The 25,486-nt window shown below is 46.5% G+C and carries 33 protein-coding genes, 1 tRNA gene and 2 pseudogenes; 27 read left to right on the forward strand and 9 right to left on the reverse strand.

What is annotated here, in order from left to right; translation table 11 throughout:
- Window positions 1-16 precede the first annotated feature (16 nt).
- Window positions 17-937 carry a tetratricopeptide repeat protein gene (locus tag Q0174_RS02880; RefSeq protein WP_298041606.1) on the forward strand — a complete coding sequence of 307 codons (921 nt, stop codon included), beginning with the start codon at window positions 17-19 and terminating at the stop codon, window positions 935-937.
- A 175-nt stretch (window positions 938-1,112) separates the two neighbouring features.
- Complete coding sequence (dapF, locus tag Q0174_RS02885) at window positions 1,113-1,991, forward strand: diaminopimelate epimerase (protein WP_298041607.1); 879 nt, start codon at window positions 1,113-1,115, stop codon at window positions 1,989-1,991.
- Window positions 1,992-3,113: 1,122 nt separating this feature from the next.
- Here dapF and Q0174_RS02890 read toward each other — a convergent pair.
- Both Q0174_RS02890 and Q0174_RS02895 read right to left on the reverse strand, forming a co-directional pair.
- A complete protein-coding gene (locus Q0174_RS02890) occupies window positions 3,114-3,449 on the reverse strand; it encodes a hypothetical protein (protein ID WP_298041609.1) in 336 nt (111 codons plus the stop codon).
- 82 nt (window positions 3,450-3,531) lie between these two features.
- Entirely contained in the window at window positions 3,532-4,863 is a 1,332-nt protein-coding gene (locus Q0174_RS02895; RefSeq protein ID WP_298041611.1) for a hypothetical protein, read from the reverse strand.
- Between the two features lie 278 nt (window positions 4,864-5,141).
- On the opposite strand from Q0174_RS02895, the gene rpsJ reads away from it, so the two are divergent.
- The 23 genes and pseudogenes from rpsJ (at window position 5,142) to Q0174_RS03010 (ending at window position 18,040) form a co-directional block, all read left to right on the forward strand.
- A complete protein-coding gene (gene rpsJ, locus Q0174_RS02900) occupies window positions 5,142-5,453 on the forward strand; it encodes a 30S ribosomal protein S10 (protein WP_005869011.1) in 312 nt (103 codons plus the stop codon).
- An 11-nt stretch (window positions 5,454-5,464) separates the two neighbouring features.
- Window positions 5,465-6,043 carry a 50S ribosomal protein L3 gene (rplC, locus tag Q0174_RS02905; RefSeq protein WP_298041613.1) on the forward strand — a complete coding sequence of 193 codons (579 nt, stop codon included), beginning with the start codon at window positions 5,465-5,467 and terminating at the stop codon, window positions 6,041-6,043.
- A complete protein-coding gene (gene rplD / locus Q0174_RS02910) occupies window positions 6,040-6,654 on the forward strand; it encodes a 50S ribosomal protein L4 (protein ID WP_297923284.1) in 615 nt (204 codons plus the stop codon). Before rplC ends, rplD begins: the two co-directional genes overlap by 4 nt.
- Window position 6,655: 1 nt before the next feature.
- Window positions 6,656-6,943: a 50S ribosomal protein L23 gene (locus Q0174_RS02915; RefSeq protein WP_298041615.1), complete on the forward strand. Its 288-nt coding sequence runs from the start codon at window positions 6,656-6,658 to the stop codon at window positions 6,941-6,943.
- Window position 6,944: 1 nt separating this feature from the next.
- Window positions 6,945-7,775 carry a 50S ribosomal protein L2 gene (rplB, locus tag Q0174_RS02920; RefSeq protein WP_298041616.1) on the forward strand — a complete coding sequence of 277 codons (831 nt, stop codon included), beginning with the start codon at window positions 6,945-6,947 and terminating at the stop codon, window positions 7,773-7,775.
- A 2-nt stretch (window positions 7,776-7,777) separates the two neighbouring features.
- The gene (rpsS, locus tag Q0174_RS02925; protein ID WP_298041618.1) at window positions 7,778-8,059 is read left to right on the forward strand and encodes a 30S ribosomal protein S19; all 282 of its coding nucleotides are present in this window, start codon (window positions 7,778-7,780) and stop codon (window positions 8,057-8,059) included.
- Between the two features lie 9 nt (window positions 8,060-8,068).
- Window positions 8,069-8,380 (forward strand): annotated as a pseudogene (gene rplV, locus Q0174_RS02930) (50S ribosomal protein L22); the annotation flags it as partial.
- Window positions 8,381-8,401: 21 nt separating this feature from the next.
- Window positions 8,402-9,097: a 30S ribosomal protein S3 gene (gene rpsC / locus Q0174_RS02935; protein ID WP_005868997.1), complete on the forward strand. Its 696-nt coding sequence runs from the start codon at window positions 8,402-8,404 to the stop codon at window positions 9,095-9,097.
- A 2-nt stretch (window positions 9,098-9,099) separates the two neighbouring features.
- Window positions 9,100-9,525, forward strand: coding sequence for a 50S ribosomal protein L16 (gene rplP, locus Q0174_RS02940; protein WP_005868996.1), 426 nt, complete (start codon window positions 9,100-9,102; stop codon window positions 9,523-9,525).
- Window positions 9,512-9,694, forward strand: a complete 183-nt coding sequence (gene rpmC / locus Q0174_RS02945; protein ID WP_005868995.1) for a 50S ribosomal protein L29 — start codon at window positions 9,512-9,514, stop codon at window positions 9,692-9,694. The genes rplP and rpmC overlap by 14 nt, the downstream gene beginning before the upstream one ends.
- Before the next feature lie 9 nt (window positions 9,695-9,703).
- Window positions 9,704-9,955 carry a 30S ribosomal protein S17 gene (rpsQ, locus tag Q0174_RS02950; RefSeq protein WP_005868994.1) on the forward strand — a complete coding sequence of 84 codons (252 nt, stop codon included), beginning with the start codon at window positions 9,704-9,706 and terminating at the stop codon, window positions 9,953-9,955.
- Window positions 9,955-10,323 (forward strand): 50S ribosomal protein L14, encoded by a 369-nt coding sequence (gene rplN / locus Q0174_RS02955; protein WP_005868993.1) that lies wholly within the window; start codon window positions 9,955-9,957, stop codon window positions 10,321-10,323. Before rpsQ ends, rplN begins: the two co-directional genes overlap by 1 nt.
- Entirely contained in the window at window positions 10,323-10,556 is a 234-nt protein-coding gene (gene rplX, locus Q0174_RS02960; protein ID WP_297904239.1) for a 50S ribosomal protein L24, read from the forward strand. Before rplN ends, rplX begins: the two co-directional genes overlap by 1 nt.
- A 2-nt stretch (window positions 10,557-10,558) precedes the next feature.
- Complete coding sequence (rplE, locus tag Q0174_RS02965; RefSeq protein ID WP_298041620.1) at window positions 10,559-11,104, forward strand: 50S ribosomal protein L5; 546 nt, start codon at window positions 10,559-10,561, stop codon at window positions 11,102-11,104.
- Between the two features lies 1 nt (window position 11,105).
- Window positions 11,106-11,291, forward strand: a complete 186-nt coding sequence (locus Q0174_RS02970) for a type Z 30S ribosomal protein S14 (RefSeq protein ID WP_005868990.1) — start codon at window positions 11,106-11,108, stop codon at window positions 11,289-11,291.
- A gap of 9 nt (window positions 11,292-11,300) precedes the next feature.
- Complete coding sequence (rpsH, locus tag Q0174_RS02975; RefSeq protein WP_005868989.1) at window positions 11,301-11,696, forward strand: 30S ribosomal protein S8; 396 nt, start codon at window positions 11,301-11,303, stop codon at window positions 11,694-11,696.
- A gap of 77 nt (window positions 11,697-11,773) precedes the next feature.
- Window positions 11,774-12,310 carry a 50S ribosomal protein L6 gene (gene rplF / locus Q0174_RS02980; RefSeq protein WP_177387630.1) on the forward strand — a complete coding sequence of 179 codons (537 nt, stop codon included), beginning with the start codon at window positions 11,774-11,776 and terminating at the stop codon, window positions 12,308-12,310.
- Between the two features lie 10 nt (window positions 12,311-12,320).
- Entirely contained in the window at window positions 12,321-12,677 is a 357-nt protein-coding gene (gene rplR, locus Q0174_RS02985) for a 50S ribosomal protein L18 (protein ID WP_005868987.1), read from the forward strand.
- A gap of 15 nt (window positions 12,678-12,692) precedes the next feature.
- Complete coding sequence (gene rpsE / locus Q0174_RS02990; RefSeq protein ID WP_005868986.1) at window positions 12,693-13,136, forward strand: 30S ribosomal protein S5; 444 nt, start codon at window positions 12,693-12,695, stop codon at window positions 13,134-13,136.
- A gap of 12 nt (window positions 13,137-13,148) precedes the next feature.
- Window positions 13,149-13,550, forward strand: a complete 402-nt coding sequence (gene rplO, locus Q0174_RS02995) for a 50S ribosomal protein L15 (protein ID WP_005868985.1) — start codon at window positions 13,149-13,151, stop codon at window positions 13,548-13,550.
- Window positions 13,550-14,815, forward strand: a complete 1,266-nt coding sequence (gene secY, locus Q0174_RS03000; RefSeq protein ID WP_297944103.1) for a preprotein translocase subunit SecY — start codon at window positions 13,550-13,552, stop codon at window positions 14,813-14,815. The genes rplO and secY overlap by 1 nt, the downstream gene beginning before the upstream one ends.
- 2 nt (window positions 14,816-14,817) lie before the next feature.
- Complete coding sequence (map, locus tag Q0174_RS03005; RefSeq protein ID WP_298041623.1) at window positions 14,818-15,576, forward strand: type I methionyl aminopeptidase; 759 nt, start codon at window positions 14,818-14,820, stop codon at window positions 15,574-15,576.
- A gap of 475 nt (window positions 15,577-16,051) precedes the next feature.
- Entirely contained in the window at window positions 16,052-18,040 is a 1,989-nt protein-coding gene (locus tag Q0174_RS03010; RefSeq protein WP_298041624.1) for a sulfatase-like hydrolase/transferase, read from the forward strand.
- Window positions 18,041-18,213: 173 nt separating this feature from the next.
- Here Q0174_RS03010 and Q0174_RS03015 read toward each other — a convergent pair whose 3' ends face one another.
- Window positions 18,214-18,600 carry a helix-turn-helix domain-containing protein gene (locus Q0174_RS03015; protein ID WP_366112482.1) on the reverse strand — a complete coding sequence of 129 codons (387 nt, stop codon included), beginning with the start codon at window positions 18,598-18,600 and terminating at the stop codon, window positions 18,214-18,216.
- A 51-nt stretch (window positions 18,601-18,651) separates the two neighbouring features.
- A pseudogene (locus Q0174_RS10960) lies at window positions 18,652-18,938 on the reverse strand (PAS domain-containing protein); the annotation flags it as partial.
- Window positions 18,939-19,059: 121 nt separating this feature from the next.
- On the opposite strand from Q0174_RS10960, the gene Q0174_RS03025 reads away from it, so the two are divergent.
- Together Q0174_RS03025 and Q0174_RS03030 are read left to right on the forward strand one after the other, a co-directional pair.
- Window positions 19,060-19,446: a RidA family protein gene (locus Q0174_RS03025; protein ID WP_298041630.1), complete on the forward strand. Its 387-nt coding sequence runs from the start codon at window positions 19,060-19,062 to the stop codon at window positions 19,444-19,446.
- Window positions 19,447-19,454: 8 nt separating this feature from the next.
- Complete coding sequence (locus Q0174_RS03030; protein WP_298041631.1) at window positions 19,455-20,540, forward strand: threonine synthase; 1,086 nt, start codon at window positions 19,455-19,457, stop codon at window positions 20,538-20,540.
- A gap of 412 nt (window positions 20,541-20,952) precedes the next feature.
- Here the strand turns inward: Q0174_RS03030 and Q0174_RS03035 are convergent, their stop codons facing one another.
- From Q0174_RS03035 to Q0174_RS03055, 5 genes are all read right to left on the reverse strand, one after another.
- Complete coding sequence (locus tag Q0174_RS03035; RefSeq protein WP_297990167.1) at window positions 20,953-21,501, reverse strand: GrpB family protein; 549 nt, start codon at window positions 21,499-21,501, stop codon at window positions 20,953-20,955.
- A gap of 35 nt (window positions 21,502-21,536) precedes the next feature.
- Window positions 21,537-21,624 (reverse strand) — tRNA-Ser (locus tag Q0174_RS03040).
- A 288-nt stretch (window positions 21,625-21,912) separates the two neighbouring features.
- A complete protein-coding gene (locus Q0174_RS03045) occupies window positions 21,913-22,323 on the reverse strand; it encodes a GyrI-like domain-containing protein (RefSeq protein ID WP_297990256.1) in 411 nt (136 codons plus the stop codon).
- A gap of 27 nt (window positions 22,324-22,350) precedes the next feature.
- Window positions 22,351-24,279 carry a transketolase gene (gene tkt, locus Q0174_RS03050; protein ID WP_298041633.1) on the reverse strand — a complete coding sequence of 643 codons (1,929 nt, stop codon included), beginning with the start codon at window positions 24,277-24,279 and terminating at the stop codon, window positions 22,351-22,353.
- Between the two features lie 3 nt (window positions 24,280-24,282).
- Entirely contained in the window at window positions 24,283-25,134 is an 852-nt protein-coding gene (locus tag Q0174_RS03055) for a polyprenyl synthetase family protein (RefSeq protein WP_298041662.1), read from the reverse strand.
- Window positions 25,135-25,486: the final 352 nt, after the last annotated feature.

Raw genomic sequence — 25,486 nt, forward strand, 5'->3', positions numbered from 1 at the left:
AATAAAGGATAAAGCAATGAGAATCGGTAGCTTTGCCCAAAGCGGCGCTAAATTTCAAAATTTTAAAAGTACGCCGCTTAAAGAACGGTTGAAATTTACGGCGCGAGCGGTTTTGCTCTCCGCGCTGTTTGCGACGGGCGTTGCGGCGGAGATCGACGATCTAAGGAAGGGCTGCGCCGCTGGGAGCGATATGGATTGTAAAAAACTAAGCCGCGTGATAAATGAGCTGCAGCGCAACTGCGACGCCGGCGGCGAGGAAAACGCGCTGGATTGCGCAAATTTGGGCTATGCATACGACTCAAATAGAAGCTTCAGGCAGGCCGCGCGCTATTACGACAGGGCGTGCAAGCTCGGCGAGCAGAAGGGCTGCGTCTATTTGGGGCTGCTCTACAACGACGGGCAGGGGGTGGCGCAGGATCGCAAGAGGGCGAATGAGCTTTTTAGCGACGCCTGCAAGAAAAACAGCAGCGAGGGGTGTGCGAGCCTCGCGTACAACTATAAAAAGGGGCTCGGCGTCTATCCCGACGTGAAAAAGGCGATCGAGCTTTTGATCAATGCTTGCAAGATGGGGCAGGTAGAGGCGTGCCATAACTTAGGGCTTAGCTATGTTCTCGGCGACGGCGTGAAAAAAGATGCGGACAGGGCTAGGATATTTTTTACGAGGGCTTGCGAGCAAGGACACGCGGATTCGTGCGTAAATTTGGGCGTTACGTATTTTAAGGGCGACGGCGGGCAAAAGGATCACGCGCTTGCTGCGAAGTATTTTAGCGAAGCGTGCGAAAAAAGCGACGAGCCGCTAGCCTGCTCAAATTTAGCGTATCAATACGAAAAGGGCTGGGGCGTAGCGAAAGATAAAAAGAGAGCGCGCGAGCTTTATGAAAAGGCTTGTAAGCTCGGAAGATTTGATGCTTGCGAGCATTTAAAGGCTATGAGGTAGGCTCTAACATCAAGCGTGAAAGGCTTACGATAAACCAGCTAACTAATGGAGGCGAGTTAGTAAAATATGTCTCAAAAGGGTCTAAAATAAGCGATGCGCTTAAATTTAGATAGAAGTAAAATTTTAATAAAGCGTTAGTGAGCGTTAGTAATTTTAAAAATTTGCGAGGTAAATGATGAAAATTTCAAAATATAATGCGAGCGGAAATGATTTCGTAATATTTACGGATTCAGTTAAGGCGGATAGATCCAAGTTAGCGCGTGAGCTATGTGATAGGCGCGATGGAGTAGGCGCTGACGGGCTCATCGTCGTACTACCGAAATTTAACGGTATCGAGGGGATAAACTTTGAGTGGGAATTTTATAATAGCGACGGCAGTAGCGCCGATATGTGCGGCAACGGCTCGCGAGCGGTATGCATGTATGCGTATGAAAATTTTTTGGCCGCGCAGAGTATGAAATTCCTAAGCGGCGCAGGTGTAATTAGTGGCGAAATTTTCGGTATTTTCGGCGGAAATTTGAGCGAGAACATGCGCGGCGAGCTACGCAATGTAAGCTTTGGCGAGATTTTCAATCTTCGCCCTAACGCTCACGCGTTAGTAGCTAATGTCGAGGTAATGTTAACTCGTCCTAAGCGCCTGGGTGAAAGCTTTGAGGAGGCAGGGCTAACGTGGTATTTTTATAACACAGGAGTGCCGCACTTAGTAACTTTTGTTAGCGATTTAAATGAGTTCGATGCCGCATTGGCCCGCGATCTGCGCGAGAAGTATAACGCTAACGTTAATTATGCGTTAGTTCAAAGTCGCCTCGCAAGCAAAATTTTAAAGGTGCGCACCTTTGAGCGTGGCGTAGAGGCAGAAACTCTCGCATGCGGTACGGGGATGGCAGCATGCTTCATCGCAGGCGTTGAAAATATGGGGCTAGCTCCCGATATCCGCGTGATACCTGCAAGCGGCGAAATGCTAAATTTGCGCTTAGGGGATGGAGGCAAAATTTACTTTCGCGGCGACGTTAGGCATACATTCGATGGCGAATTTATTGGATACGTGGAGTAGGCAGGGCGAAATTTCGAGCCGGTTTGCGCGAGAATTCGTCAAATTTTCGAGTGTAATTTATACAAAATTTCGCTTTTCACTCCGTTTTATAAAATAATAGATTTGCAATACGACATTGGAATTTTAAAATTTTATGATGATGAAATTTTAAAATTTACAGGGCATGGTTTGTGTGAGAATTTTAATTTTGAGGTAAAATTTGTCGCTTCACTGCAAAATTTAATTCCTAAATTTCGGAATTTTATGAAATAAAATTTTAAGATTTAGGCGTGCGGAATTTTGCTACTAAGTTTGAAATTTTTTGATTGAATTCTGCACTTGCATTGCGCTAATTTAGGCTTTTGCGGAATTTAGTATTATAAATTTACGCTCTAGCCCGCTCATTCGGTTTATAATTTTTGCTGCCACCGCAAAAAATCCGCCGTGTTCGCACAAGTGAAATTCCGTCACATTTGCACGAGCGAAATTCCGCCACTAATAGCAGAAAGCGCGGCATCAAGCGCAAATCCTCGCTGCGGGTAAAATCTATCATTGACGATAAGGCTGGATTTGTAGATGCGGCAATTCTTGAAGCACGGTAGAATTTACTAACGACGATAAAAGCATAGTGTGGTTACGGCGAAATTTAAAATTTGCACCAGCCGAATTTCGCCGCGCCGTCATTTTGCCGTTTAAATTTTAAATTCCATCCGCGTCGGTTTCGTCGAAACTAGGCATAAAGCCTGATGATTAACTGTCTGGCGAGCGCTAAAATCACGACGAAGATTGTAAATTTTAATAAAGATTTTTGTCGTATCGCGACAAGCATGACGATGCCAAATAAAACGAGCGCAATATCTAAAAATGTATCTTTCATACGCTTAATTGAAATTTAATCAAAATACTAAGTATGATAAGAAGTATTATAAAGCGCAAGATTGAGCGTATGGAGGATAGATCGCCAAATTCTTTGTCATATTCCTTTTTTACCTCCCACTCGGCTTTCCATGCGAACATTTTTACTATAAAATCCAGCATTTTCATCTCCTTTTTTAAGGCTAGTCGCATAAAAATGAAATTCTGTCGCTCCACGTGAAATTAAAGAATTCTATCTAATCGGCGCTTAAAATTTTTAATTTTGGGCTATTTGTCGGCGTTTTGGACGAGCGCCTTTTCGTATTTTTCGATAAAGCTTCGCCCTGACTCGCATAGGCGGTAGATGAAAATCTTCGACGCCTTGCCCGCATCAAGTCCCGTATCCTTAATGCTTTCGCGCTGCAGATAGCCCCAGTTTTTATAGATGATGTCAAGAGTCGATTTGATCGAGGTGTAGTTGCGTCCGCTTGCGGCTGCGAATTCGTTCACGGGCCTCATAAACTCTGCATCGCTTTGCTTATTGCGACACAAAAGCCCATCTTCGCCTTGCGATTCGACCAGTTTTAGCGTTTCATAAATGAGTTTATCTTTTAATTTGATCATCGGCTTTCCCTTATGTAATTGATATGGGTTTACCAAAATTATATCATAAAATTTGTATTTTTATGATATGAAGTGTCAATAATTAGAAGCTAAGCACGAATTCATGAAACGGCACGACATTGCAGCGGATACCCTCAATCTCGAGCTTACCGGAGTTTGCCATAGAAATAGCTTTTAAGCTCGTGATACCGAGCTTCTTGAGCGCGCTTAAAATTTTGCGGAATTTTAAAAAGATAATGTCTGCGTCGCTGAATGGGATGACGAGAACCCCCATTTTTAGAGCAGGCAGGTAAAAATCCAGCTCTTTTGTGTAAAAAATCGGCGTATTCAGCCCCAAAAGCTCGCAGAAAAGGACGTTGGCAAATTTTTTGGAGAAGTCCTTTTTACTTGTTAAAATTTCGCGCATGTTAAAATGTGAAAAATATAGCTTTTTTGCGCGCGCGGGCTCGCCCGCTTTGCTTAAAAATCTGATGAAATTTTCCCGTTCAAGCTTGGCGATAGTGCCGTATACAGCGTCTTTAGAGATCTTAATGCGCGGCTTTAGCGCGGTGTAAATTTTATTTGCGCTAAATGCGGCGTGGACGAAGCTTAGGCACTCTTTGAGGATTAAAATTTCCGTGCGGCTAAAGTTTGCCGTAAGCAGACTCTGCTCGAATTCTAAAATTTCGGCGGGGGTTATGAAGGGGTTTTTTGCGCCGCCGCCTTGGGCTAAAAATGCCGAAATCATCGAGTTTATCTCATTGTGGCGCTTGTCGAAGGCAATAAATTCCTCAAACGAAAGCGGCAAAAGCTCAAGCCGCTCAAAGCCCGGCAGGACCAACTCTCTATCGCGAGTAGAGATGATAAAACGCTTTAAATTTAGCCCCTCGGCGAAGCTTTGAAGCGATGAAATTTCAAAATCGGCGCTACTGAAATTATCCAAAAAAAGCGATGAAATTTGCTCGTTGGTGGTTAAGAATTCCTTGATCTCGCAGAAGAAATTCTCGCTCCTATTTTTCGCGCCGTCGGACTCCGCATTTTTTGCATTGTTTGAGCCATTTGCGCTTGCGTTTTTTGTATCTGTATTTTTTACGGCGGCGCGATAAAATTTATCTATATCCGAAATATCCGCGCCAAGTGTAGTTCTTCTGCTTATCTCATACCCATTTGCTTCTCTAATCTTTGTATCGCCTGCGCTATTTCTAGCTGCAAAAATTGCATCATTCGCTACCGCCTCTTCAAGGCGTAGATCGGCTAAATTTAGGTACAAAATTTCATCTTTTTTAAGTTCTGAAATTTCATTTTTTAGCACGGCGCTTTTGCCGGAATTTAGCACTCCGTAGATTATGGTTTTGGGAGAGTTTACATCTTTTTTGCGCGGGATAAAGCTTGCAAATTCCGGCGGATTTTCATAAAAAAATTTTAGATCATTCATAGTGGATATTTTAAAATTTTCCTTATTAAAAGGAAATAAATCTGAAAAATCCTATGAAATTTTTATATCTATTTTAAATTTATCCAAATTTTTATATTGGAAATTTTCGGCACCCTAAAAATTTTCAAAATTCTATATATTTTTCCTTATTAAAAGGAAATATTTCCATAAAATTTGGCTATTTTCTTGACAAAGGCGGAGCGCTTTTATATAATGTGCGTCTTTTGTTTGAAGCAAAGGGTCGCGCGTTGCGACAAGTTCTTTATTAAGGAAAAGTGATGCAAAAAATTAGGTTAAAACTCAAGGCTTACGACCATCGAGTTTTAGATCGCACAGTTTCGGCTATCGTTGAAGCCGTAAAAAGAACAGGTGCGGACGTCAGAGGTCCCGTGCCGATGCCTACGAAGATTAAACGCTACACCGTTTTAAGATCTCCGCACGTAAATAAAGACTCCAGAGAGCAGTTTGAGATGAAAATTCACGCTCGTATGCTAGATATCGTAGCGGCGACTCCGGATACGGTTGATTCGCTAACTAAGCTTGATTTGGCTCCGGAAGTCAACGTCGAAGTTCACGCGATGGGCAAATAAGGGGTAAAACAATGGAATATATCGTAGAAAAAATAGGTATGAGTAGGACGATCGACACGAGCAGCACGCCCGTGACGCTTTTGCGACTTATCAATACCAAAATTTGCAAAGTTTGCGATGAGAAAAAAGCTATCGTAGCCTACGCAGACGGCAAAGCGCATAACAAAGCTATCGCCGGAATTCAAAAAAAATATAGCCTAAGCAAGGAATTTAATAAATTTGCGACTCTAAGCTTAGAAAATGCCGAGCTTGGCGATCAAAATTTAGATGTTTTGAGCGGAGCGAAGATCGTAAAAGTAAGCTTCAGATCCAAGGGCAAGGGTTATCAGGGCGTTATTAAGCGCCATGGCTTTGCGGGCGGTCCTGCAGCGCACGGTAGCCGCTTCCACCGAAGGCCTGGTTCTATTGGCAACTGCGAGTGGCCCGGTCGCGTTCAGCCTGGTATGAGGATGGCAGGACACACTGGAAACGAAACGATTACCGCTAAAAACGAAGTCATAAGCTTTGATGCCGAGAATAAAATTTTGGTGCTTAAGGGCTCAGTTCCTGGATTTAACGGTGCAATGGGCAGAATAAGGATAGTAAAATGAGTAAAGTAAGCGTGCTTAACGAAAAACTAGAAAAAGCAAGCGAAATTGAAATCCCTGTGAAATTTTCGGAAGTCAATTCGCACAATCTATATTTGTACGTCAAATCTTACCTTGCTTCGCTTCGTGCAAATACGGCTAACGCTAAAACTCGCGCCGAGGTTAGCGGCGGCGGCAAAAAACCATGGCGACAAAAGGGTCGCGGCGGCGCACGCGCGGGCTCAACGAGAACCAATGTCTGGGTAGGCGGCGCGGTCGCATTTGGTCCGACTAACGAGCGAAATTACGAGCAGAAGGTCAATAAAAAGCAAAAACGCCTTGCGTTGGAATTTGCTATCAATGAGAAAGCAAATGAGGGTAAAATTTTTATCTTCGACGATTTAGAACTAAAAAGCGGCAAGACTAAAGATGCGGCAAATTTTATTAAGAAACTGGGTGTTAGAGATGCGCTGATCGTTAAAAACGAGCTAGACGCACAAACTCTTTTGGCCTATAGAAATCTTAAGAATTGCTATGTCGTCGATGCAAGCGAGGTCAATGCTTACCTAATCGCAGTTTACGGCTCGGTCGTATTCGAAAAAGCGGCATTTGAATCAATAGTGAAAGAGGACTAAAATGGCAGATATAACAGATATCAAAACGATCCTTTATACGGAAAAGTCTCTCGGTCTTCAAGAAAACGGCGTGGTCGTTATCCAAACTAGCCCGTCGGTTACGAAAAACGGACTAAAGAGCGTTTTGAAGAACTATTTCGGGATCACTCCGCTAAAGATAAATTCTTTAAGACAGGACGGCAAAGTAAAAAGATTTAGAGGTAAAATGGGCGCTAGAAACGATGTGAAAAAATTCTACGTCAAACTACCTGAGGGCGCAAGCCTAGAACTAGAAAGCGTGGAGGCGTAAAATGGCGATTAAAACTTATAAACCGTATACTCCAAGTAGAAGATTTATGACCGGGCTTAGCAGCGAGGATATCACTGCAAAAGCTAGCGTTAGAGGCTTGCTTGTTAAAATTCCTGCCGCAGCCGGAAGGAACAATAACGGTCGCATTACCAGCCGCCATAAACAAGCAGGAGCTGCTAAACTTTATAGAATCATCGATTTTAAGCGAAATAAATTCGGCGTTGCTGGCAAGGTCGAGGCGATCGAATACGATCCGAATCGCAACTGTCGTATCGCGCTGATCTCATACGTAGACGGCGAGAAGCGCTACATTATCAAGCCTAACGATCTTAAAGTGGGTGACGTAGTAGCCGCTGCCGAGGGCGGATTAGATATTAAACCTGGCAACGCGATGAAGATGAAAAATATCCCTGTGGGAACCATCCTACATAATATCGAGTTAAAACCGGGCAAAGGCGCTCAAATGGCACGTAGTGCCGGAGGCTATGCTCAGCTAATGGGTAAAGAGGAAAAATACGTCATTTTACGTCTGCCTAGCGGCGAGATGAGAAGAGTGCTCGCAGAGTGCATGGCTAGTATCGGCGTAGTGGGTAACGAAGAGTGGGCAAACGTCGTCATCGGCAAAGCCGGACGCAATCGCCACAGAGGTATCCGTCCTCAAACCAGAGGTTCTGCAATGAACCCGGTCGATCACCCACACGGCGGTGGCGAGGGTAAGAAAAACTCCGGCCGCCATCCGGTAACTCCGTGGGGCAAACCGACGAAAGGCTATAAAACTCGCCATAAAAAAGCGAGCGATAAGCTTATAATTTCAAGAAGGAAAGGAAAATAAAAATGGCTAGATCGCTAAAAAAAGGTCCTTTCGTAGATGATCACGTAATGAAAAAAGTCGTTGCGGCAAAGAAAGCCGGCGATAACAAACCGATCAAGACTTGGTCGAGACGAAGCACGATCGTGCCTGAGATGATCGGACTTACGTTTAACGTTCATAACGGAAAGAATTTTATCCCGGTTTACATCACCGAGCATCATATCGGTTATAAATTAGGCGAGTTCGCTCCTACGCGCACTTTCAAGGGCCACAAAGGCTCCGTGCAGAAAAAGATCGGCAAGTGAGGATAGAATATGAGTAAATCAACTATTAAATTTGTTCGCCTTTCGCCGACAAAAGCAAGACTTATCGCAAAACAAATTCAAGGCATGAATGCGGAATTTGCTCTTGCTACTTTGGAATTTACGCCTAACCGCGGCGCAAAATATATCGCTACGGCGATTTCAAGTGCGGTCGCAAACGGCGGCTTTGAGCCTGAAGAGGTCGTAGTTACCAGCTGCCGAGTGGATGCAGGTCCGGTGCTTAAGAGATTTCGTCCGCGCACCAGAGGTACGGCTAGCCGTATCCGCAAGCCTACTTCGCACATTATCGTCGAAGTAGCAAAACCAAGTAAGAAGGAAGCGTAAATGGGACAGAAAGTAAATCCGATCGGTTTAAGATTAGGAATTAATCGAAATTGGGAGTCTAGATGGTTTCCTTCTAAAGCGACGCTTTCCGAGAGTATCGGCGAGGATTACAAGATCCGCAAATTTTTAAAAGCTAAGCTTTATTATGCGGGAATTAGCCAAATTCTTATTGAAAGAACGGCTAAGAAAATTCGCGTAACGATCGTAGCCGCAAGACCGGGTATCATCATCGGTAAAAAAGGCGGTGAGGTTGAAAATTTAAGAAGCGAAGTTGTTAAGCTAGTCAATAAAGACATAGCCATCAATATCAAAGAGGAGCGCAAAGTAGGCTCGAATGCACTTTTGGCTGCGGAAAATGTAGCTATGCAGCTAGAGCGCCGCGTTGCATTCCGCCGCGCTATGAAAAAAGTCATCCAAGGCGCTCAAAAAGCAGGCGCAAAGGGAATTAAAATTTGCGTCGCAGGTCGCTTGGGTGGCGCGGAGATGGCTAGAACCGAATGGTATTTGGAGGGACGCGTTCCGCTTCATACTCTAAGGGCTAGGATCGATTACGGCTTTGCCGAAGCGCATACGACCTACGGTAATATCGGCATTAAGGTTTGGATCTTTAAGGGTGAAATTTTACAAAAAGGCATCCAGGCTGAAAAGACCGATGATGCGCCTAAAAAAACACGCAGACCAAGAAGAGGTAAATAGTTATGTTGATGCCAAAAAGAACAAAATACCGCAAGATGATGAAAGGTCGCAATCGCGGCTATGCGACGAGAGGAAATTCCTTGACGTTCGGCGATTTCGGTATCAAAGCGGTAGAGGCGGGTAGGGTAAATTCTCGCCAGATCGAAGCGGCTCGTGTCGCGATGACGCGCTTCGTGAATCGTCAAGCTAAAATTTGGATTAAGGTATTCCCAGACAAACCGCTTACTAAAAAGCCTCTACAAACTCGTATGGGTAAAGGTAAGAGCGGCGTAGAAGAGTGGGTAATGAATATAAAACCGGGCAGGATCATTTTCGAGATGACCGGCGTTAGCGAAGAGGTTGCTAAAGAGGCGCTTATGCTTTCGATTCATAAACTACCTTTTAAAACGAAAATCGTAAGTAGGGAAAGCGAAAATGAAATATACTGATTTGAAAGATAAAGATTTGGCTGAGCTAAATTCTATGTTGAAACAAAGTAAGTTGCTTTTATTTACGGCTAGACAAAAGCTAAAAACTATGCAGCTAAGCAATCCTAACGAGATTCGCGCTATCAAAAAAGATATCGCTAGAATCAATACAGCTATTAAAGCGAAATAAGGATAGGTTATGGCATTTAAAAGAGAAATTCAAGGCGTAGTCGTAAAGAAGGCGGGCGATAAAACAGCTACCGTTTTGGTAGAGCGAAGGGTTATGCACCCTAGATATAGAAAGATCGTAAAAAGGTTTAAAAAATATCTGATCCACGATGAAAACAACGTCGTAAAGATCGGCGACACCATATCTGCGATCGAGTGCAGACCGCTAAGCGCTAGAAAATCGTTTCGCTTAAAAGCGGTTTTGAAAACAGGAGTTGAATAATGATACAGAGTTTTACCAGACTTGCGGTAGCTGATAATAGCGGCGCAAAAGAACTTATGTGTATTAAAGTTTTGGGCGGCAGCAAAAGAAGATACGCTACAATCGGCGATATCATCGTTTGCTCTGTAAAAAAAGCGCTCCCTAACGGCAAAATTAAGCGCGGTCAAGTAGTAAAAGCCGTAGTCGTTCGTACGACTAAAGAGTTGCATAGAGGCAACGGTTCGCTAATTAGATTCGATGAGAACGCAGCCGTTATTTTGGATTCAAAAAAAGAGCCGATCGGCACTCGTATTTTCGGTCCTATCGGTAGAGAGGTCAGATACGGCGGTTTTATGAAGATCGTTTCGCTGGCTCCGGAGGTTTTATAATGGCAGTAAAATTTAAGATTAAAAAGGGCGATCAAGTAAAGATCATCGCAGGTGACGATAAGGGCAAAACAGGCACCGTTAAGGTCGTGTTTCCTAAAAAAGCTCAAGTTATCGTCGAGGGTTGTAAAATGGCTAAAAAGGCTATCAAACCAACCGAGCAAAATCCGCAAGGCGGCTTTACAAGCAAAGAGATGCCTATGGATATTTCAAACGTTGCGTTGGTAGAGGGTTGATTATGAGCAGATTAAAAGATAAATACGCTAATTCCATCAAAGCTGCTTTGCAGAAAGAATTTGATATAAAAAATCCTATGCTTATCCCGGCGCTTGAAAAGATAGTTATCAGCGTAGGAACGGGCGAATCGAGCAAAGATCAAAAGGTGCTTCAAAATATGGCCGATACTATCTCGCTGATTGCAGGCCAAAAAGCGCTTATCGTCAATGCAAAAAAATCGGTTGCCGGCTTTAAAGTGCGCGAAGGTTTCCCAGTAGGCATAATGGTTACGTTACGAAAAGAGCAGATGTTTGCCTTCCTAGACAAACTGATCTCTATCGCGCTTCCTAGAGTTAAGGATTTCCGAGGACTACCTAGAACGGGCTTTGACGGACGCGGCAATTATAACTTCGGTTTGCAAGAGCAGCTGATGTTCCCTGAGGTCGAATACGATCAAATTTTAAGAACTCACGGCATGAATATAACCGTTGTAACGACTACAAATAATGATAAAGAGGCATTTAAATTGCTAGAACTATTCGGCATGCCTTTTGCAAAAGGAAAATGATATGGCAAAAAAATCAATGGTAGCCAAGGCGAAACGCCCCGCTAAATTTAGCACTCGCGCATATACCAGATGTCAAATTTGCGGTCGTCCGCACTCTGTTTATAAGGATTTTGGAATTTGTCGCGTTTGCCTTCGCAAGATGGCAAATGAGGGCTTAATCCCGGGTCTAAAAAAAGCAAGCTGGTAAGGAGAAGAGATGATTAACGATCTTATTTCAGATGGACTAACTCGCATCAGAAATGCTGCGATGCGAAGACTAGATACGACTAAGCTTTTTCACTCAAACGTCGTTGAGGCTATGCTTAAAATTTTAGCCGAGAAGGGCTATATCGAGAGCTACAACGTAGTAGAGGAAAACAATAAAAAGATCATCAACGTAGTGCTTAAATACGACGAAAAAGGCAGAAGCGTGATAAACGAAGTTAAAAGAATTTCGACTCCGGGTCGCCGTGTATATCAAGGCAAAGACGAGATCAAGCGCTTCAAAAACGGCTACGGAACTGTCGTCGTTAGCACAAGCAAAGGTGTTATGAGCGGTATCGACGCACACAAAGCCGGCGTCGGCGGCGAAGTGCTTTGCACGATCTGGTAAGAAGTTTCTACTTTTTATGGCATTGTGGTATCCATTCGTAAAAGTAGACATACCCTAGACAAATAAAAAGGAAAATTATGTCAAGAATTGGTAAAAAACCGATCTCTATTCCGAGCGGAGTTGAGGTCAAAATCGACGGCTCGTCGTTAAAATTTAAAAAATCGAATAACGAAAAAGAGCTTGATTTAAAAGGTCATGTCGATGTAAAAATCGAAGACGGAAAGATAGAATTCTCGCCTAAGGGTGAGGACAGACAGAGTAGGGCGTATTGGGGAACATACCGCGCTTTAGCCAACAATATCGTCCTTGGTCTTACCGAGGGCTTTTCAAAACAGCTCGAAATCAACGGCGTCGGCTATAGGGCTGCGATGAAAGGCAAGGTGCTTGAGCTAAATTTGGGCTTTTCGCATCCGATAAATTTTGAATCTCCAAAGGGAATCGAAATCTCGGTAGATAAAAACGTCGTAACCATCAAAGGCGACGACAAGCAGCAAGTAGGTCAAGTAGCAGCCGAGATCAGAGGATTCAGACCGCCTGAGCCGTACAAGGGTAAAGGCATCAAGTATCTTGAAGAGCATATCATCCGCAAAGCCGGAAAAACAGCTAAGAAATAAGGGTTGAGAAATGACACAGAACGTATTAAAAAGAAAGATCTCTTTAAGAATCAAGAGAAAAAGAAGGATTCGCGCTAAAATTTCAGGCGTCGCATCTTGCCCTAGAATTTCTATTTTCAAATCCAATAGGACGGTCTACGCTCAGGCTATCGACGACGCGGCGAGCGCGACTTTGTGCGCCAGCAGCGGTAAGGTTTTAAATTTAAAGGCAAACAAAGAGGGCGCGGCTAGCTTAGCTAAAGATTTAGCCTCCAAGCTAAAAGATAAAGGCATTTCTGAAGCGATTTTCGATCGCAATGGCTATTTGTATCACGGCGTAATCGCAAGCTTTGCCGAGTCGCTACGCCAAAACGGCATCAAACTATAACCCAAAGGAATGATTGTGGAAAAGTATAATAGAGAAGAATTCGAAGAGGTAATCGTCAATATCGGTAGGGTTACGAAGGTCGTTAAAGGTGGTAGAAGGTTTAGGTTTACGGCTCTTATCGTAGTAGGCAATAGAAACGGCTTGGTAGGCTTTGGCTTTGGTAAGTCCAAAGAGGTTCCCGACGCGATTAAAAAAGCGGTAGACGATGCGTTTAAAAATATCATCAAGGTAAATTTAAATGGCTCTACTATCACTCACGATATTGAAGTTAAATACAATGCGAGCAAAATTTTACTTAAGCCGGCGAGCGAAGGTACTGGCGTTATCGCAGGCGGTTCAGTCCGCCCAGTTTTAGAGCTTGCGGGTGTTAAAGATATCCTCACTAAATCGCTAGGTTCGAACAACTCCTCAAATGTCGTAAGAGCTACGATGAAAGCTCTTAGTATGTTAAAACACTAACAAGGATAAAAGATGGGATTAGAAAATCTTAAAAAAGCCCCAGGCTCAACTCACGCTACTAAGCGCTTGGGTCGCGGTCAAGGAAGCGGTCTGGGTAAAACTGCAGGTCGCGGTGGCAAGGGCCAGACCGCGCGTACCGGCTCTCATGAAAAAAGAGGCTTCGAGGGCGGTCAGCAGCCGATTCAGCGAAGGCTTCCGAAGGTAGGTTTTACTTCTAAATTTGAAAAGCCTTACGTGATTAATGTCGATAAAATCGAAGCTATCAAAGATCTTAGCGAGATTACGATTGAAAGTATCAAATCCGTTCATAAAATTTCGAATTCCGTTAAAAAGATCAAGCTGATCGGCGTAGGCGCAAAAGCGCTCGCTAGCAAGATCAAAGACGAGAACGTAAAGTCTAGCGGACAAAAATAATGAATAAATCGCTACGCAACAAAATTCTCATTACTTTGGGCTTTCTTTTTGCCTATAGGTTGCTAGCTTACGTGCCGGTTCCGGGAGTGGACGTTGAGGTTATAAAGCAATTTTTTCAAAGCAATAGCAACAACGCTTTTGGAATGTTTAATATGTTTAGCGGTAACGCGGCGGAGCGATTCAGCGTTATCTCGCTAGGCATTATGCCTTATATTACCGCTTCGATCATTATGGAGCTGCTCGCCGCGACCTTCCCAAATTTAGGCAAGCTCAAAAAAGAGCGCGACGGTATGCAGAAATATATGCAGATCATCCGATACGCCACCATCGCAATCGCTATGGTTCAATCCATCGGCGTTAGCATTGGCTTACAGGGCATCCACGGACAAACCGGAGCGCCTGCGATAATGGCCGAAAATACCAACGAGTTTGTTTTTATCTCGTGCATTTCGATGCTGGCAGGCACCATGCTTTTGATGTGGATCGGCGAGCAGATCACGCAGCGCGGAGTCGGTAACGGCACCAGCCTTATTATCTTTGCAGGTATCGTAAGTGCCATCCCTAGAGCGATCGGAAGTACTGTAAATTTAGTAAATACCGGTGAGATGAACGTTTTAAAGCTAATCGCGATCGTGCTAATTATCCTGGCTACTATCGGGGCAATTTTATATGTGGAGCTAGGCGAACGTAGAATTCCGGTATCGTTTTCGCGCAAGGTATTGATGGCAAATCAAAATAAGCGCATTATGAATTACGTGCCGATCAAGCTAAATTTAAGCGGCGTCATTCCGCCTATTTTTGCAAGCGCGATTTTGATGTTTCCGACCACTATTTTGCAGGCAAGCACCAATCCAATCATCCAAAAGATCCACGATTTCCTAAGCCCTAGCAATTACTTCTTTAACTTTTTGACCTTTGTGTTGGTTATATTTTTCGCTTATTTTTATGCGTCAATTGCTTTTAATTCCAAGGACATTAGTGAAAATTTAAAGAAGCAGGGCGGATTTATCCCGGGCATTCGTCCGGGCGAGGGAACGGCGAGCTTTTTAAACGAAGTCGCCAGCCGTCTTACGTTTTGGGGTTCGATCTATCTCGGGTTAGTAACCGTCATTCCGTGGCTGCTCGTTAAATTTATGGGCGTGCCGTTTTATTTCGGCGGTACCAGCGTGCTGATCGTCGTCTCGGTCGCACTCGATACGATGAGACGCATCGAAGCGCAGATCTATATGAACAAATATCAGACCCTAAGCGCGGTCGGGCTATAAAAATGGCGATTTTGCTTAAAACAAAAAAAGATTTAGAGGGGCTTCGTGCGGCGAACAGGATCGTCGCGCAAGCCCTTGATTATGCAACTTCATTTATAAAGCCGGGTCTTAGCCTACTCGAAGTCGATAAAAAGATCGACGATTTCATCACCTCCAAAGGCGCATATCCCGCTTTTAAGGGGCTATACGGCTTTCCAAACGCCGCCTGCCTCTCGCTAAATGAAGTCATCATCCACGGCATCCCCGACGAAACGATCTTGCAGGAGGGCGATATCTTGGGCGTCGATCTAGGCTCGAAGCTAAACGGATATTTCGGCGACAGCGCACGCACTCTGCCCGTCGGTAAAATTTCAAAAGCCGACGAAGATCTCATCGCATGCAGTAAGGACACGCTGGAGTTTGCCATCAAAACGATCAGGGTAGGGATGCACTTCAAAGAGCTAAGCTTCGAGATCGAGAAATTTATCCGCGCGCGCGGCTTTGTGCCGCTATACGGCTTCTGCGGTCACGGCATCGGCAAGCACCCACACGAAGAGCCTGAGATCCCAAACTATCTGGAGGGCAACAATCCAAAATCGGGCCCCAAAATCAAAAACGGCATGGTCTTTTGCATCGAGCCGATGATCTGCCAAAAGGACGGCACGCCAGTCATCGCCGAGGATAAGTGGAGCACGAGAAGCAAGGACGGACTTCGTACTAGCCACTACGAGCATTGCATGGCGGTTTTCGATGATAAGGTCGAAGTGCTGAGCGTCGTGTAGATTTTCGCGAAAAAGGCTTAGCAGAATTGGAATTTCGCTCTTTTGGTGGGGCGAAATTTCACGAACGGCGTGTTTTTATAAATTTGCATCGTTTGAGCCGCTATAAAATTTTACCTCCTCTCGGTTGCTAGGCGCATAAATTTATTCGCAAGCTTTTGGGCTTTAATCGCATTTAGATAATTTTAAAATTTATCGTAGCGGCTTGTAGTCTATCCGCAAAATTCTAAGAATTAGAATTTTAGAATAATGTCTTGCAATTTCACTCACAAACCCACTTTATATTAAAATTTGCCGTCCAATTCCATGTCCCGTATCTTTAAAATTTAGCCGTAAAATTTGAAGCGTAAAGGCGCGCAAGTAAGCAAGCTCAAAGCTTTAAGCGGCTAAGATTGCGCCTTGATTTTAAAGCGAAAATATGTCGCGCTATGTGAAGTACGCGTCATCGCGTCCCTTCGTACGAGGCAGGAAAGATAAAATGAGAGAAAAATTTTATGTAGCGCTGGCAAATATAGGCGAGCTTGCGGCGCAGACGAAAGCGGGTGGGCTCATAGCGCGCTTGCTTATGAAAATCGACCGCGGCTTTTTTACCGCGCTGCGCGAACGTCCCGTGTGGAGGGTGTTTTGGCTTGCGACGGTGCTATGCTTGCTCGCGTGCTGGGCTAAGATACATTATCAGATTAACGGTCCCATCTTTGCCTACATCGCCGAGAGTTTCCCCGTGGTATTCATCATAAATTTGCTCATCTTTCACCTCTGCTATTTGCTTAGCGGGCGATTTTTTAAGCTTGTTTCGTTCGTGCTACTGGCGTTAATTGCGCTGATTGCGAGCACGTCTTTATTTTTGATCGTAAATTTCGACTCAAGCTTCAACGTTGTGGCGATCGACGCGATCGTGCATACCGACGCAGCCGAGACGCGCGAGTTTGTTTCGCAGTTTCTTAACCCGGCAACGATTTTATATTTAGCGGCGTTGCTCGGCTGCATCTTTGCGGCACTAAGAGCAGGACGGCGAGAGAAGGAGCAAGCGCATAGCCGCTTAAGATTGCTGCTAGCGGCGCTTTATCTTATCTATGGATCGATCTTTTGCGCGGATATCGCCGTCAAAGCTTTTCAGGGCAAGCGCGGCTTTGTAACCAAGCTATCGCAATACGTCCCGCTGGAGTTTGCCTTCACGCTAAAAGATTATCTAAGCGATAAAAATTTCATCACCGATATGCACGAAGTGCAGCTCGGATATGACGAGGCTAAGCGCGCGAACGAAGGCGTTTTAAAAGGCGGCGCAAATTCAGATCCGCAAGGCGCCGCCTCGGGCTCCGCGTCTGAAAATTCCGCGCCTGCATCAAACGCCCAGGCGCAAAATTCCAGCGTAAATTTAAATTCTACGCCGCAAAGCCCCAGCACGATTTCAAATTCTAAAAACCCTGAGGCCGCTACAAACCCCGCCTTGCAAAAGTCTCGCGTCAAAAATATCATCCTAATAATCGGTGAGAGCTTGCAGCGCGGGCATATGTCGCTCTACGGCTACGGCGTTAAAAATACACCGCTTTTGGAGGGTCTCGAAGCAAGCGGCAATCTGATAAAATTTGGCGATACAATCTCGCCTTACGGCACGACTAATCAGGTGCTGATGCGACTTTTAAATTTCAGCGATTACGAAAGCGAGCGCAAAAGGGCGTGGTTTCGCAACCTTAGCATCATTGATATGTTTAAGCTAAGTGGCTACCGCACCTTTTGGATCAGCAATCAAGAAGCCTTCGGTGCACATGCGTTAAGTGCTAAAAGCGCTGCCGATCGCGCGGACGCGGAATCCTTCCTCTCAAAGAGCAATCTTTATGAAACCGTCCGCATCAAGCCTGACGGAGTGCTGCTTCCGCTCATAAATCAGGCAAAAACGGAGCAGAGCGAGCGAAATTTCTACGTGATCCATCTCATCGGTAGCCATATGGATTACAGCCTGCGCTATCCCGAGGGATTTGGCAAGTTTAGCGCGGCGGACGTAAAGGCAAAACTTACTTCCAAGCAGAAAGATGTCGTCGCATATTACGACAACAGCGTGCTTTACAACGATTTTGTCATAAATGAAATTTTTAAAATTTTTTCGGGTGATGACAGCCTCATCGTCTATCTTAGCGATCACGGCGAGAATTTATACGAAAATGGACGCCTTGGGCACGGCATGGAAAGCCGCTTTACTTACGAAATCCCGCTGCTTTTTATAGCTTCGCGCGAGTTTTTGAGCGATCACGCTAAACTATGGCAGAGGCTAGCTGCGGCGAAAGATAAGCCTTTTATGAGCGATGATTTAGCGCATCTGCTAGCAGATATCATCGGTGTCGCGCCGCTTGAGTTTGACGAGCACAAAAGCCCGATACGAGCGGATTTCAATGCTTCACGCAAGCGAATTGCTAACGGAGTCGATTATGACGAGAAATTAAAAAGCGCGAAGGGCTACGAGTTCGAGTAATAGATGAGTTTTGCTTTTATGCCGTTACATGCTGCATAAAATAGGAATTAGTATGTCCTGCTTTTTGATTGGTTCATCAAATTCAGATTAAAATTTACGCCACCCCATATGGCTACGCTGATAAAAAGACGCGCAACGCTTGTTAAATTTTAGATCAAATTTATGCACCGCGGTTAGCTCTCCTTCTTTACCTCATCCATATACGAATAGATCGTGACTTTCTGCGTCCTAAGCGCCTTTGCGACGAGCTCTACAGCGCCTTTTACCTCAAAAATCCCTTTTTGCGAGAGGAATTTCACGATACGCTTTCGATCCTCTTTCTTCATCCCCTCTACATCTAGATCGTGCGTAGCCGATGCGATCAGATCTTGGACGATGTCAAGGATATTTTGCTGCGAATCGTTAGAGTTTTTTGCTTCTAAATTTATGCTGTCATTTGAGCTCGCTTCATCTAATGCCGCGCTATTGCAGACTCCGTCAGTAAAATTTGCGCCCTGCAACTCCTTGCTATCGAGCTTTGCATTCGGCAGCAGATTTTTTATTACTTTGTATGCCGCCATGGCGCTTGAGGTATCTATATTTACGCACAGTGCGCCTACTACTTTGCCGTTTGCGGCGCGGATCAAAGAAGTCGAGGAGCGTATGAGCTTGCCGTTTTGCGCGGTGAAGTAGTAGTTTGCGGTGCAGTCGTTTTCAAAATTTTTGCTTAGCAACACGTCCTTTATCAGATGATCGAAGCTCTGCCCGTTACGTCGCCGAGGACGAAAACGACGGAGTTTTGCGGCGTGCTCATATCATGGATGATCACCTCGCAATCGCCGATCGTATTTTTAATAAGGTGCGCGGTCGGTATAAAAGTCTGCAAAAGTTGATTCAATTCGGGCTCCTGAAATTTCATATAAAAAAAATCTATGAATTTGGATTAAATTTTAAAATTTTTGCAAATTTATAGAAATACTTATATATTTTAATAAATTTAGAGTAAAATTATATAAAATTTTATATGCAAAGGAGCTTAAATGAAAGAGATTTATCCAACCGGTTTCGCGCCGAAAAAGGCGCATTATGCGCCGGGCATCTTAGACGACGACGGTACGCTCTACGTCTCGGGACAGCTAAGCGTGGATCCGCGCACGGGAGCCATTGCGGAGGGCCTTGCTGAGCAGACCGCACAGGCCCTAAGCAACGTCGCGGCAGTGCTGGCCGCCGCGGGCGCGGATAAAGGCGACGTGCGGATGTGCCGCGTCTATACGCCTGACGTCGCGAACTGGGACGTGATCGACGAGCAATACGCGCTGTTTTTCGGCGCGCACAAGCCCGCCCGCGTTGTGGTGCCGACTACGGCTCTACATTTCGGCTGCCTTGTAGAGATCGAGGCCGTCGCAAAAATAAAAGAGAAAAAATAGGAGCGAAAATGAGCGATTTCATCTGCACGGGATGTGGCAAGCACGCGCCCATCGATACTTTGCGCTATAAATGCGACTGCGGCGGGTTGTATAAGCTAAACTCCGATGCGCCTAAATTTAACCCCGCGCTCGTAGATCAAAGCGAGTTTAGCATCTTTAGATACCGCAGGTTTATGGGCATCGACACGACTAAATTTAAAGAAATCTCGATGGGCGAGGGGCTCACGGCTAGCGTGAAATTCGGCGAAGACCTCTATCTCAAGCTTGATTACGCGATGCCTACGCTTTCGTTCAAAGACCGCGGTGCGGCGGTTTTGGTACTGCATGCTAAAAATATCGGCGTAAAAAAGGTGCTGCAAGACTCCAGCGGCAACGCGGGCAATGCCGTGGCGGCGTACTGCGCTCGCGCGGGCATCGAGTGCGAAATTTACGTCCCGAAGGGCACGTCTCCCAAAAAGATCGATATGATCAAAAGCCACGGCGCGCACGTCACGGTCTTTGACGGCAGCCGCGACGAGACGGCGGATGCGTGCCGCAAAAAGGCCTCGGATGAGCAGATCTATTACGCCAACCACGTTTATAATCCGATCTTTTACGAGGGCACGAAGAGCTACGTTTATGAGATTTACGAGCAGCTAGGCAGGGTGCCGCGCAATATCTTTATCCCCGTGGGCAACGGCACGCTACTGCTGGGCGCTCAAGCAGCGCTGGGCGAGCTATATGAGGGCGGCTTTATCGAGGCGCTGCCAAAAATTTTCATCGTTCAGGGCGAGCTTTGCGCTCCGCTTTTCGGTGCTGAAGCTGTGGCGCGCGAGACCAGGCCGCAGCCGACGCTAGCGGAGGGCATCGCGATCGCAAGACCGATGCGCGCGGGCGAAATTCTTGGCTCTAGCTACGCTGGCGAGCGCGAGGTGATCTTGGCGAGCGAGAGCGATATACTGCCTGCCAGAGCGGCGCTTGCGCGCGGCGGATTTTACGTCGAGCACACGACCGCGGCTACCTATGCGGCGTATCTGCGCTACAAAGAAAGCCACGATCTACAAGGAGATAGCATCATCCCGCTTTGCGGCGCGGGGCTGAAGAGCGATCATTAAATTTAAGCGCCAGACGGATTTGTGTGGCTAGCTAGCGGCGAGGAATTTAAAATTTTCGCCGCTTTAAATTTAGCGAGTTTGTGAGTTTGTTTTTGGTGAAATTCTAAAAATTTAACGACGCGTAGGCTTTTAAATTTAAACTTGTAACGAAGCGCGGGAACACCTTTCGTTTGCGGTATGATACGGCGATAGGTGATACAGCGCATTTTATGGGCGACTTTGCCGTTAGTTGGATTTTTAAAATTTTATCTGTCGATAGCTGGACGGCCGCCTCTTAAATTTGAAATTACGGTCAAAATTTATAGAAATTAGCCTGTAAGGTGCGGCGCTATCCGCCCGTTTCGTTTATAAAATTTGGACGTTTTATCGCTCTTGGGAAGCGACCTTCTACGCAGATGATAAATTTGCGCGACTATTTTAGATTTTCTTTAGCGATACGCGTAAGCTCAAGCACAAATTCGCTTTTTGCCGCAGTATAGGCGTCGCGGTTGAACTCGAATCGCTTGCAAAGCTCTAATTTAAGCGCCTCGTACCGCGCGGCGATATCCGCATTCGCCCGCAAAAAATCTCTAAAAAATATCTCATCCGCATCGCCGAAATTTCGTAGATGTACGTGAAAAACGCGCTCGGCAAATCCCGCTTCGGTGTAGCCCTTATTTAGGCTGCAGCGGCTCCCCTTTTCGCTCATTAGCAGATAGCCGGCCTCTACCAGGCGCTGTTTGGCGGCGGCAATATCCGAGCATTCGATCAAAATATCTACGATCGGCTTCGCCCAGATCCCGCTTACCGCGGTGCTGCCGATATGGTGGATCTTGATCTCGCCATGATCTTGCAGCAGGCCGCGCAGAATTTCGCGCTCCTGCCTAAAGTATTCGCCCCAGCGCGGATCGTGCGGCACGAGACGTATCGGAAAGAGCCGCCACAGCTCTTGCAGGCTCATCGAAAGGAGTTTATTGCTCATCTTAACTCCAAAGTATTGGGTGAAATTTGAATGAATGGCGGGTAGATAGGGATTCGAACCCTAGAAGGCTGACGCCTTACGCGCTTTCGAGGCGCGCTCCTTCGACCGCTCGGACATCTACCCGAATAAAAATGTAATTTAAGCCAAAAATGGCTTAATAACAGATTTAAAAATGAAATTCCGCGCGAAATTTCGCCTGATTTTGCGAGCGGGGTTGAAATTTAACGGCGCAAATTTAGATTTCATTTTAAATCTACGGCTTAAGGTACGGCGCGGCTTTCGGCATAAAATTTATTTTCGCGCGTAGTTTTAGGCACGGAATTTTACCGCTTTATGGATGAAATTTTACGCAAAAGCTTATCGTCGCGGCGGTGAAAAATCACTCACCGTTTATAAATTTCATGCGCCGCCCTACAAAACCGAGATAAAAATTTTGATCTCGTCTCCGCCGTAAAACTCAAAATCCGTTCCAAACGCTCTTTTTAGTTCGCCGGCCTCAAAAAAGCTCCAAATTTTACTCCAAAACTTTGCTACGTTTTGCGGCTCATTTGGGAAACTAAAAACGGCGTATTTGCCGCTTTTGATCTCCAAGGTTTCGTCGCTGCGGGGCGCTTTGGTGCCGATAAATATATCGTAAAGCCCGTCGTTGCCGTCTTCGTAATCATAATAGACGCCGTAGATCTCGCTCTGCCCGTCATAGCACTCTTTCATAAATTTTGCCCACAGCGCGGGAATTTTGCCGCTTCCACCTAGCTCGTCCGCGTTTTTCGTGCGGGCTTTTAACCCGTAAATTTTAAATCCGTCTAAATATGAAATTTTGATTTTTTCGCTCAAATTTCGTCCTTTCCGTTACTGCTCTAAAAGCTCTCTGGCCTGCTTTGCGATCGCTACGTCGGTAAAGCCGAAAAGCTTAAATAGCTCGCTCGCGTTGCCGCTTTCGCCGAAGCTTTGCATACCGTGTACCGCGTCTGCAAATTTATACCACTCAAGCGCGCTTGCGGCTTCGACGGCTAAAATTTTAGTTTGCGGCTCTAGGATTTGCGCCAGATAATCTGCGTCCTGCTCGCACAGAAGCTCGAAGCACGGCGCGCTTACGACGTTTGCGCCGATGCCTTGCTCTTGCAGGATCGCCGCCGCTTTTAGGCAGAGCGAGACTTCGCTGCCGCTTGCGATGAGCGTGATTTGCGCTTCTTTGCTCTGCCTTAGCAGATACGCGCCGTTTTGCACGTCACCTAAAACCGCCTTAGGCAGCGGCTCAAGCCCTTGGCGCGAGCAGACGAACGCTGCGGGGGCATTCAGAGCGAGCGCCGTGCGCCAGCATTTTACGTTTTCGTTGCCGTCCGCGGGGCGGAAGGTGTAGAAGCCTGGCATCGCGCGGAAGGTGCTAAGCTGCTCGATAGGCTCATGCGTCGGCCCGTCCTCGCCCACGCCGATGCTGTCGTGCGTGAAGACGAAATAATGGCGCAAGCCCATCAGCGCCGCAAGTCGCGCGCCCGTTTTGAGATAGTCGCTGAATATAAAAAACGTCGCGCTAAACGGAATGAAAAGCCCGTATCTAGCAAAGGCGTTGCAGATCGCCGCCATCGCGTGCTCGCGGATGCCGAAGTGTAAATTTTTGCCGCACGGAAAGTCGCCGCCGCCTTTTAGCTCGGTCTTATTCGACGCCGCCAAATCGGCGCTTCCGCCCAAAAAGCCGGGCACCGCGTTTGCGATAGCGTTTAAAATTTTACCGTTGCTATCGCGGGTGGCGACCTTAAGCCCGCTAAAATCAGGGAATTCTATCTTGCTAAAATCGGGATTTAAAAGCTCGTTTAGAAGCGCTCTTTTTTCATCGCTTAGCTTCGCAAGCTTCTCCTTCCAAAGCCGTTCTTCCAAATCGCCCTTCTCGACTGCAGCGCGCGTCGCAAAAAGCACGTCCTCGCTTACGACGAAGCTTTGGGCTGGATCAAAGCCCAGGCTTTGCTTGGCGCGCGCAAGCAGCTCCTCTCCAAGCGGCGCGCCGTGCGTCTTGGCCGTGCCCTCAAGCTCGAGCGCGCCCTTGCCGATCGTGGTGTTTGCGATGATGAGGTAGGGTTTGGTTTTGTTTTTGACCTCGTCAAGGACAAATTCTATCTGATCAAAATTATGCCCATCGATGCGCGCGACCTCAAAGCCTTGCGCTTCAAATCGCACCTTTACGTCCTCAAACCATGCGATATCGGTGCTACCGTCGATCGTGATGCCATTAGAATCATAGATTATCGTGAGATTATCGAGGTTGTGTCTACCCGCAAGCGCGCACGCTTCGTAGCTGATGCCCTCCTGCAGATCGCCGTCGCCGCAGAAGCAATAGACGCGGTGATCGATGACCTCGCTTCCTTCCTCGTTTAGTAGATGCGCGGCGTATTTTGCGGCCATCGCAAATCCGACTGCGTTTGCGACGCCCTGACCGAGCGGTCCGGTAGCGATCTCGACGCCCGGGGTGGTGATCTCCGGATGGCCTGGAGTTTTGGAGTGCAGGCGCCTGAAGCTTTTGAGATCGTCCATACTCAAATCGTATCCGCTAAGATAGAGGTAGCTATATACGAGCGCGCTTGCGTGCCCGCCCGAGAATACGATGCGGTCGCGGTTCAGCCACGCGGGATTTTTAGGGTTGTGGCGGACCTTGCTCATAAAGACGCTCATTACGTCGCTTAGCCCCATCGGCGTGCCGGGATGGCCTGAGTTAGCGCTTTGGATCATATCCGCGCTTAGAAATTTGATCGTGTTTGAAATTTTACTTAGCTGCTCGCTCGACATTTTTCATCCTTTCAGGTATTTTTCTATCAAATTTAAAACCAAATTGCGTAGGCTCGCATCATAGCCGCTCATCGCGCCGCCTACCTCGTCTATTAGGCGCTGCTTGTAGCTCCTCGCGCCCGCAAGTCCGAGTAAATTTACGAAGGAATTTTTCGCGCCGTCCGCTCCTACGGGCTTGCCCGCGCTTGCTTCGTCGCCCGTGGCGTCGATGATGTCATCCTCGATCTGAAATATAAGCCCTAGCTTCAGGCCGATCTTATAAAGCTCATGCGCGAGCTCATCCTTTAGCCCGCCGATTATGGCGCCTAGCTCAAACGCTGCGGCGATGAGCGCGCCCGTTTTGTGCAGATGCAAAAACTCAAGCTCGCTTTGCTTTAGCGGGCTGTTTTCAAAACGGCAATCGATAGCCTGACCCAGCACCATGCCGCTGCTGCCCGCGTTTCGCGCTAGAGTTTTAATGCATTTTATCTTGATCTCATCGCTTAGGCTTGCGCTCGCGGCGATTAAAAACGCGTCGGTATTTAGCGCGTCGCCCACCAAAATCGCCGTGACCTCGTCATATTTTTTATGCAGGCTCGGCCGTCCGCGGCGCAGATCCGCATCGTCCATCGCGGGCAGATCGTCGTGGATAAGCGAGTAGGTGTGGATCATCTCAAGCGCCATCGCCATCGCTAACGCGCCCTCAAAGCGCCGCTCATCCACCGCCGAGACGACGCCTAGCAACAGCTGCGCGCGAAAGTGCTTGCCGCCCGCTTGCAGCATGTAATTGAGCGCCTCCTCAAAATACGGATGAAAGCTAGACGCCTTCAGCTCGTTTCGCTTCAAGTAATCTTTAAATTTTTCTAAAATATCCATCGATCCTACCTTGCGGTTTTGATTTGCTCTGCTTAGGCGCGCCCTTGACGAATGCAAATTCGCGCCCTTCGAATACCTTTTCGTCGCGCAGCTTAGACTTTGCTGTCGCGAGCCGTTTGTACGTCGCGTAGAAGTAATCATGCCGCTTAAAATTTTAAATTTTAATTTCCCTAGCTTTACGCAGTGCGCGAGGCGAAGGATGCTCCGCTTTTTTGAGCCGCATCTTAGCCTCATTTATTCGCGGATACCGCACAACGGCTCGCCTTGCTTTGTATTTAAGCTGCGCTAGCTAAATTTTACTTTGCGCCGCAGTGTAGCAGCTCGCCGAAATTTTAGAATTTGCCCTCACGCC

Source organism: uncultured Campylobacter sp. (assembly GCF_937996225.1).
In the GTDB taxonomy this organism is placed as follows: domain Bacteria; phylum Campylobacterota; class Campylobacteria; order Campylobacterales; family Campylobacteraceae; genus Campylobacter_B.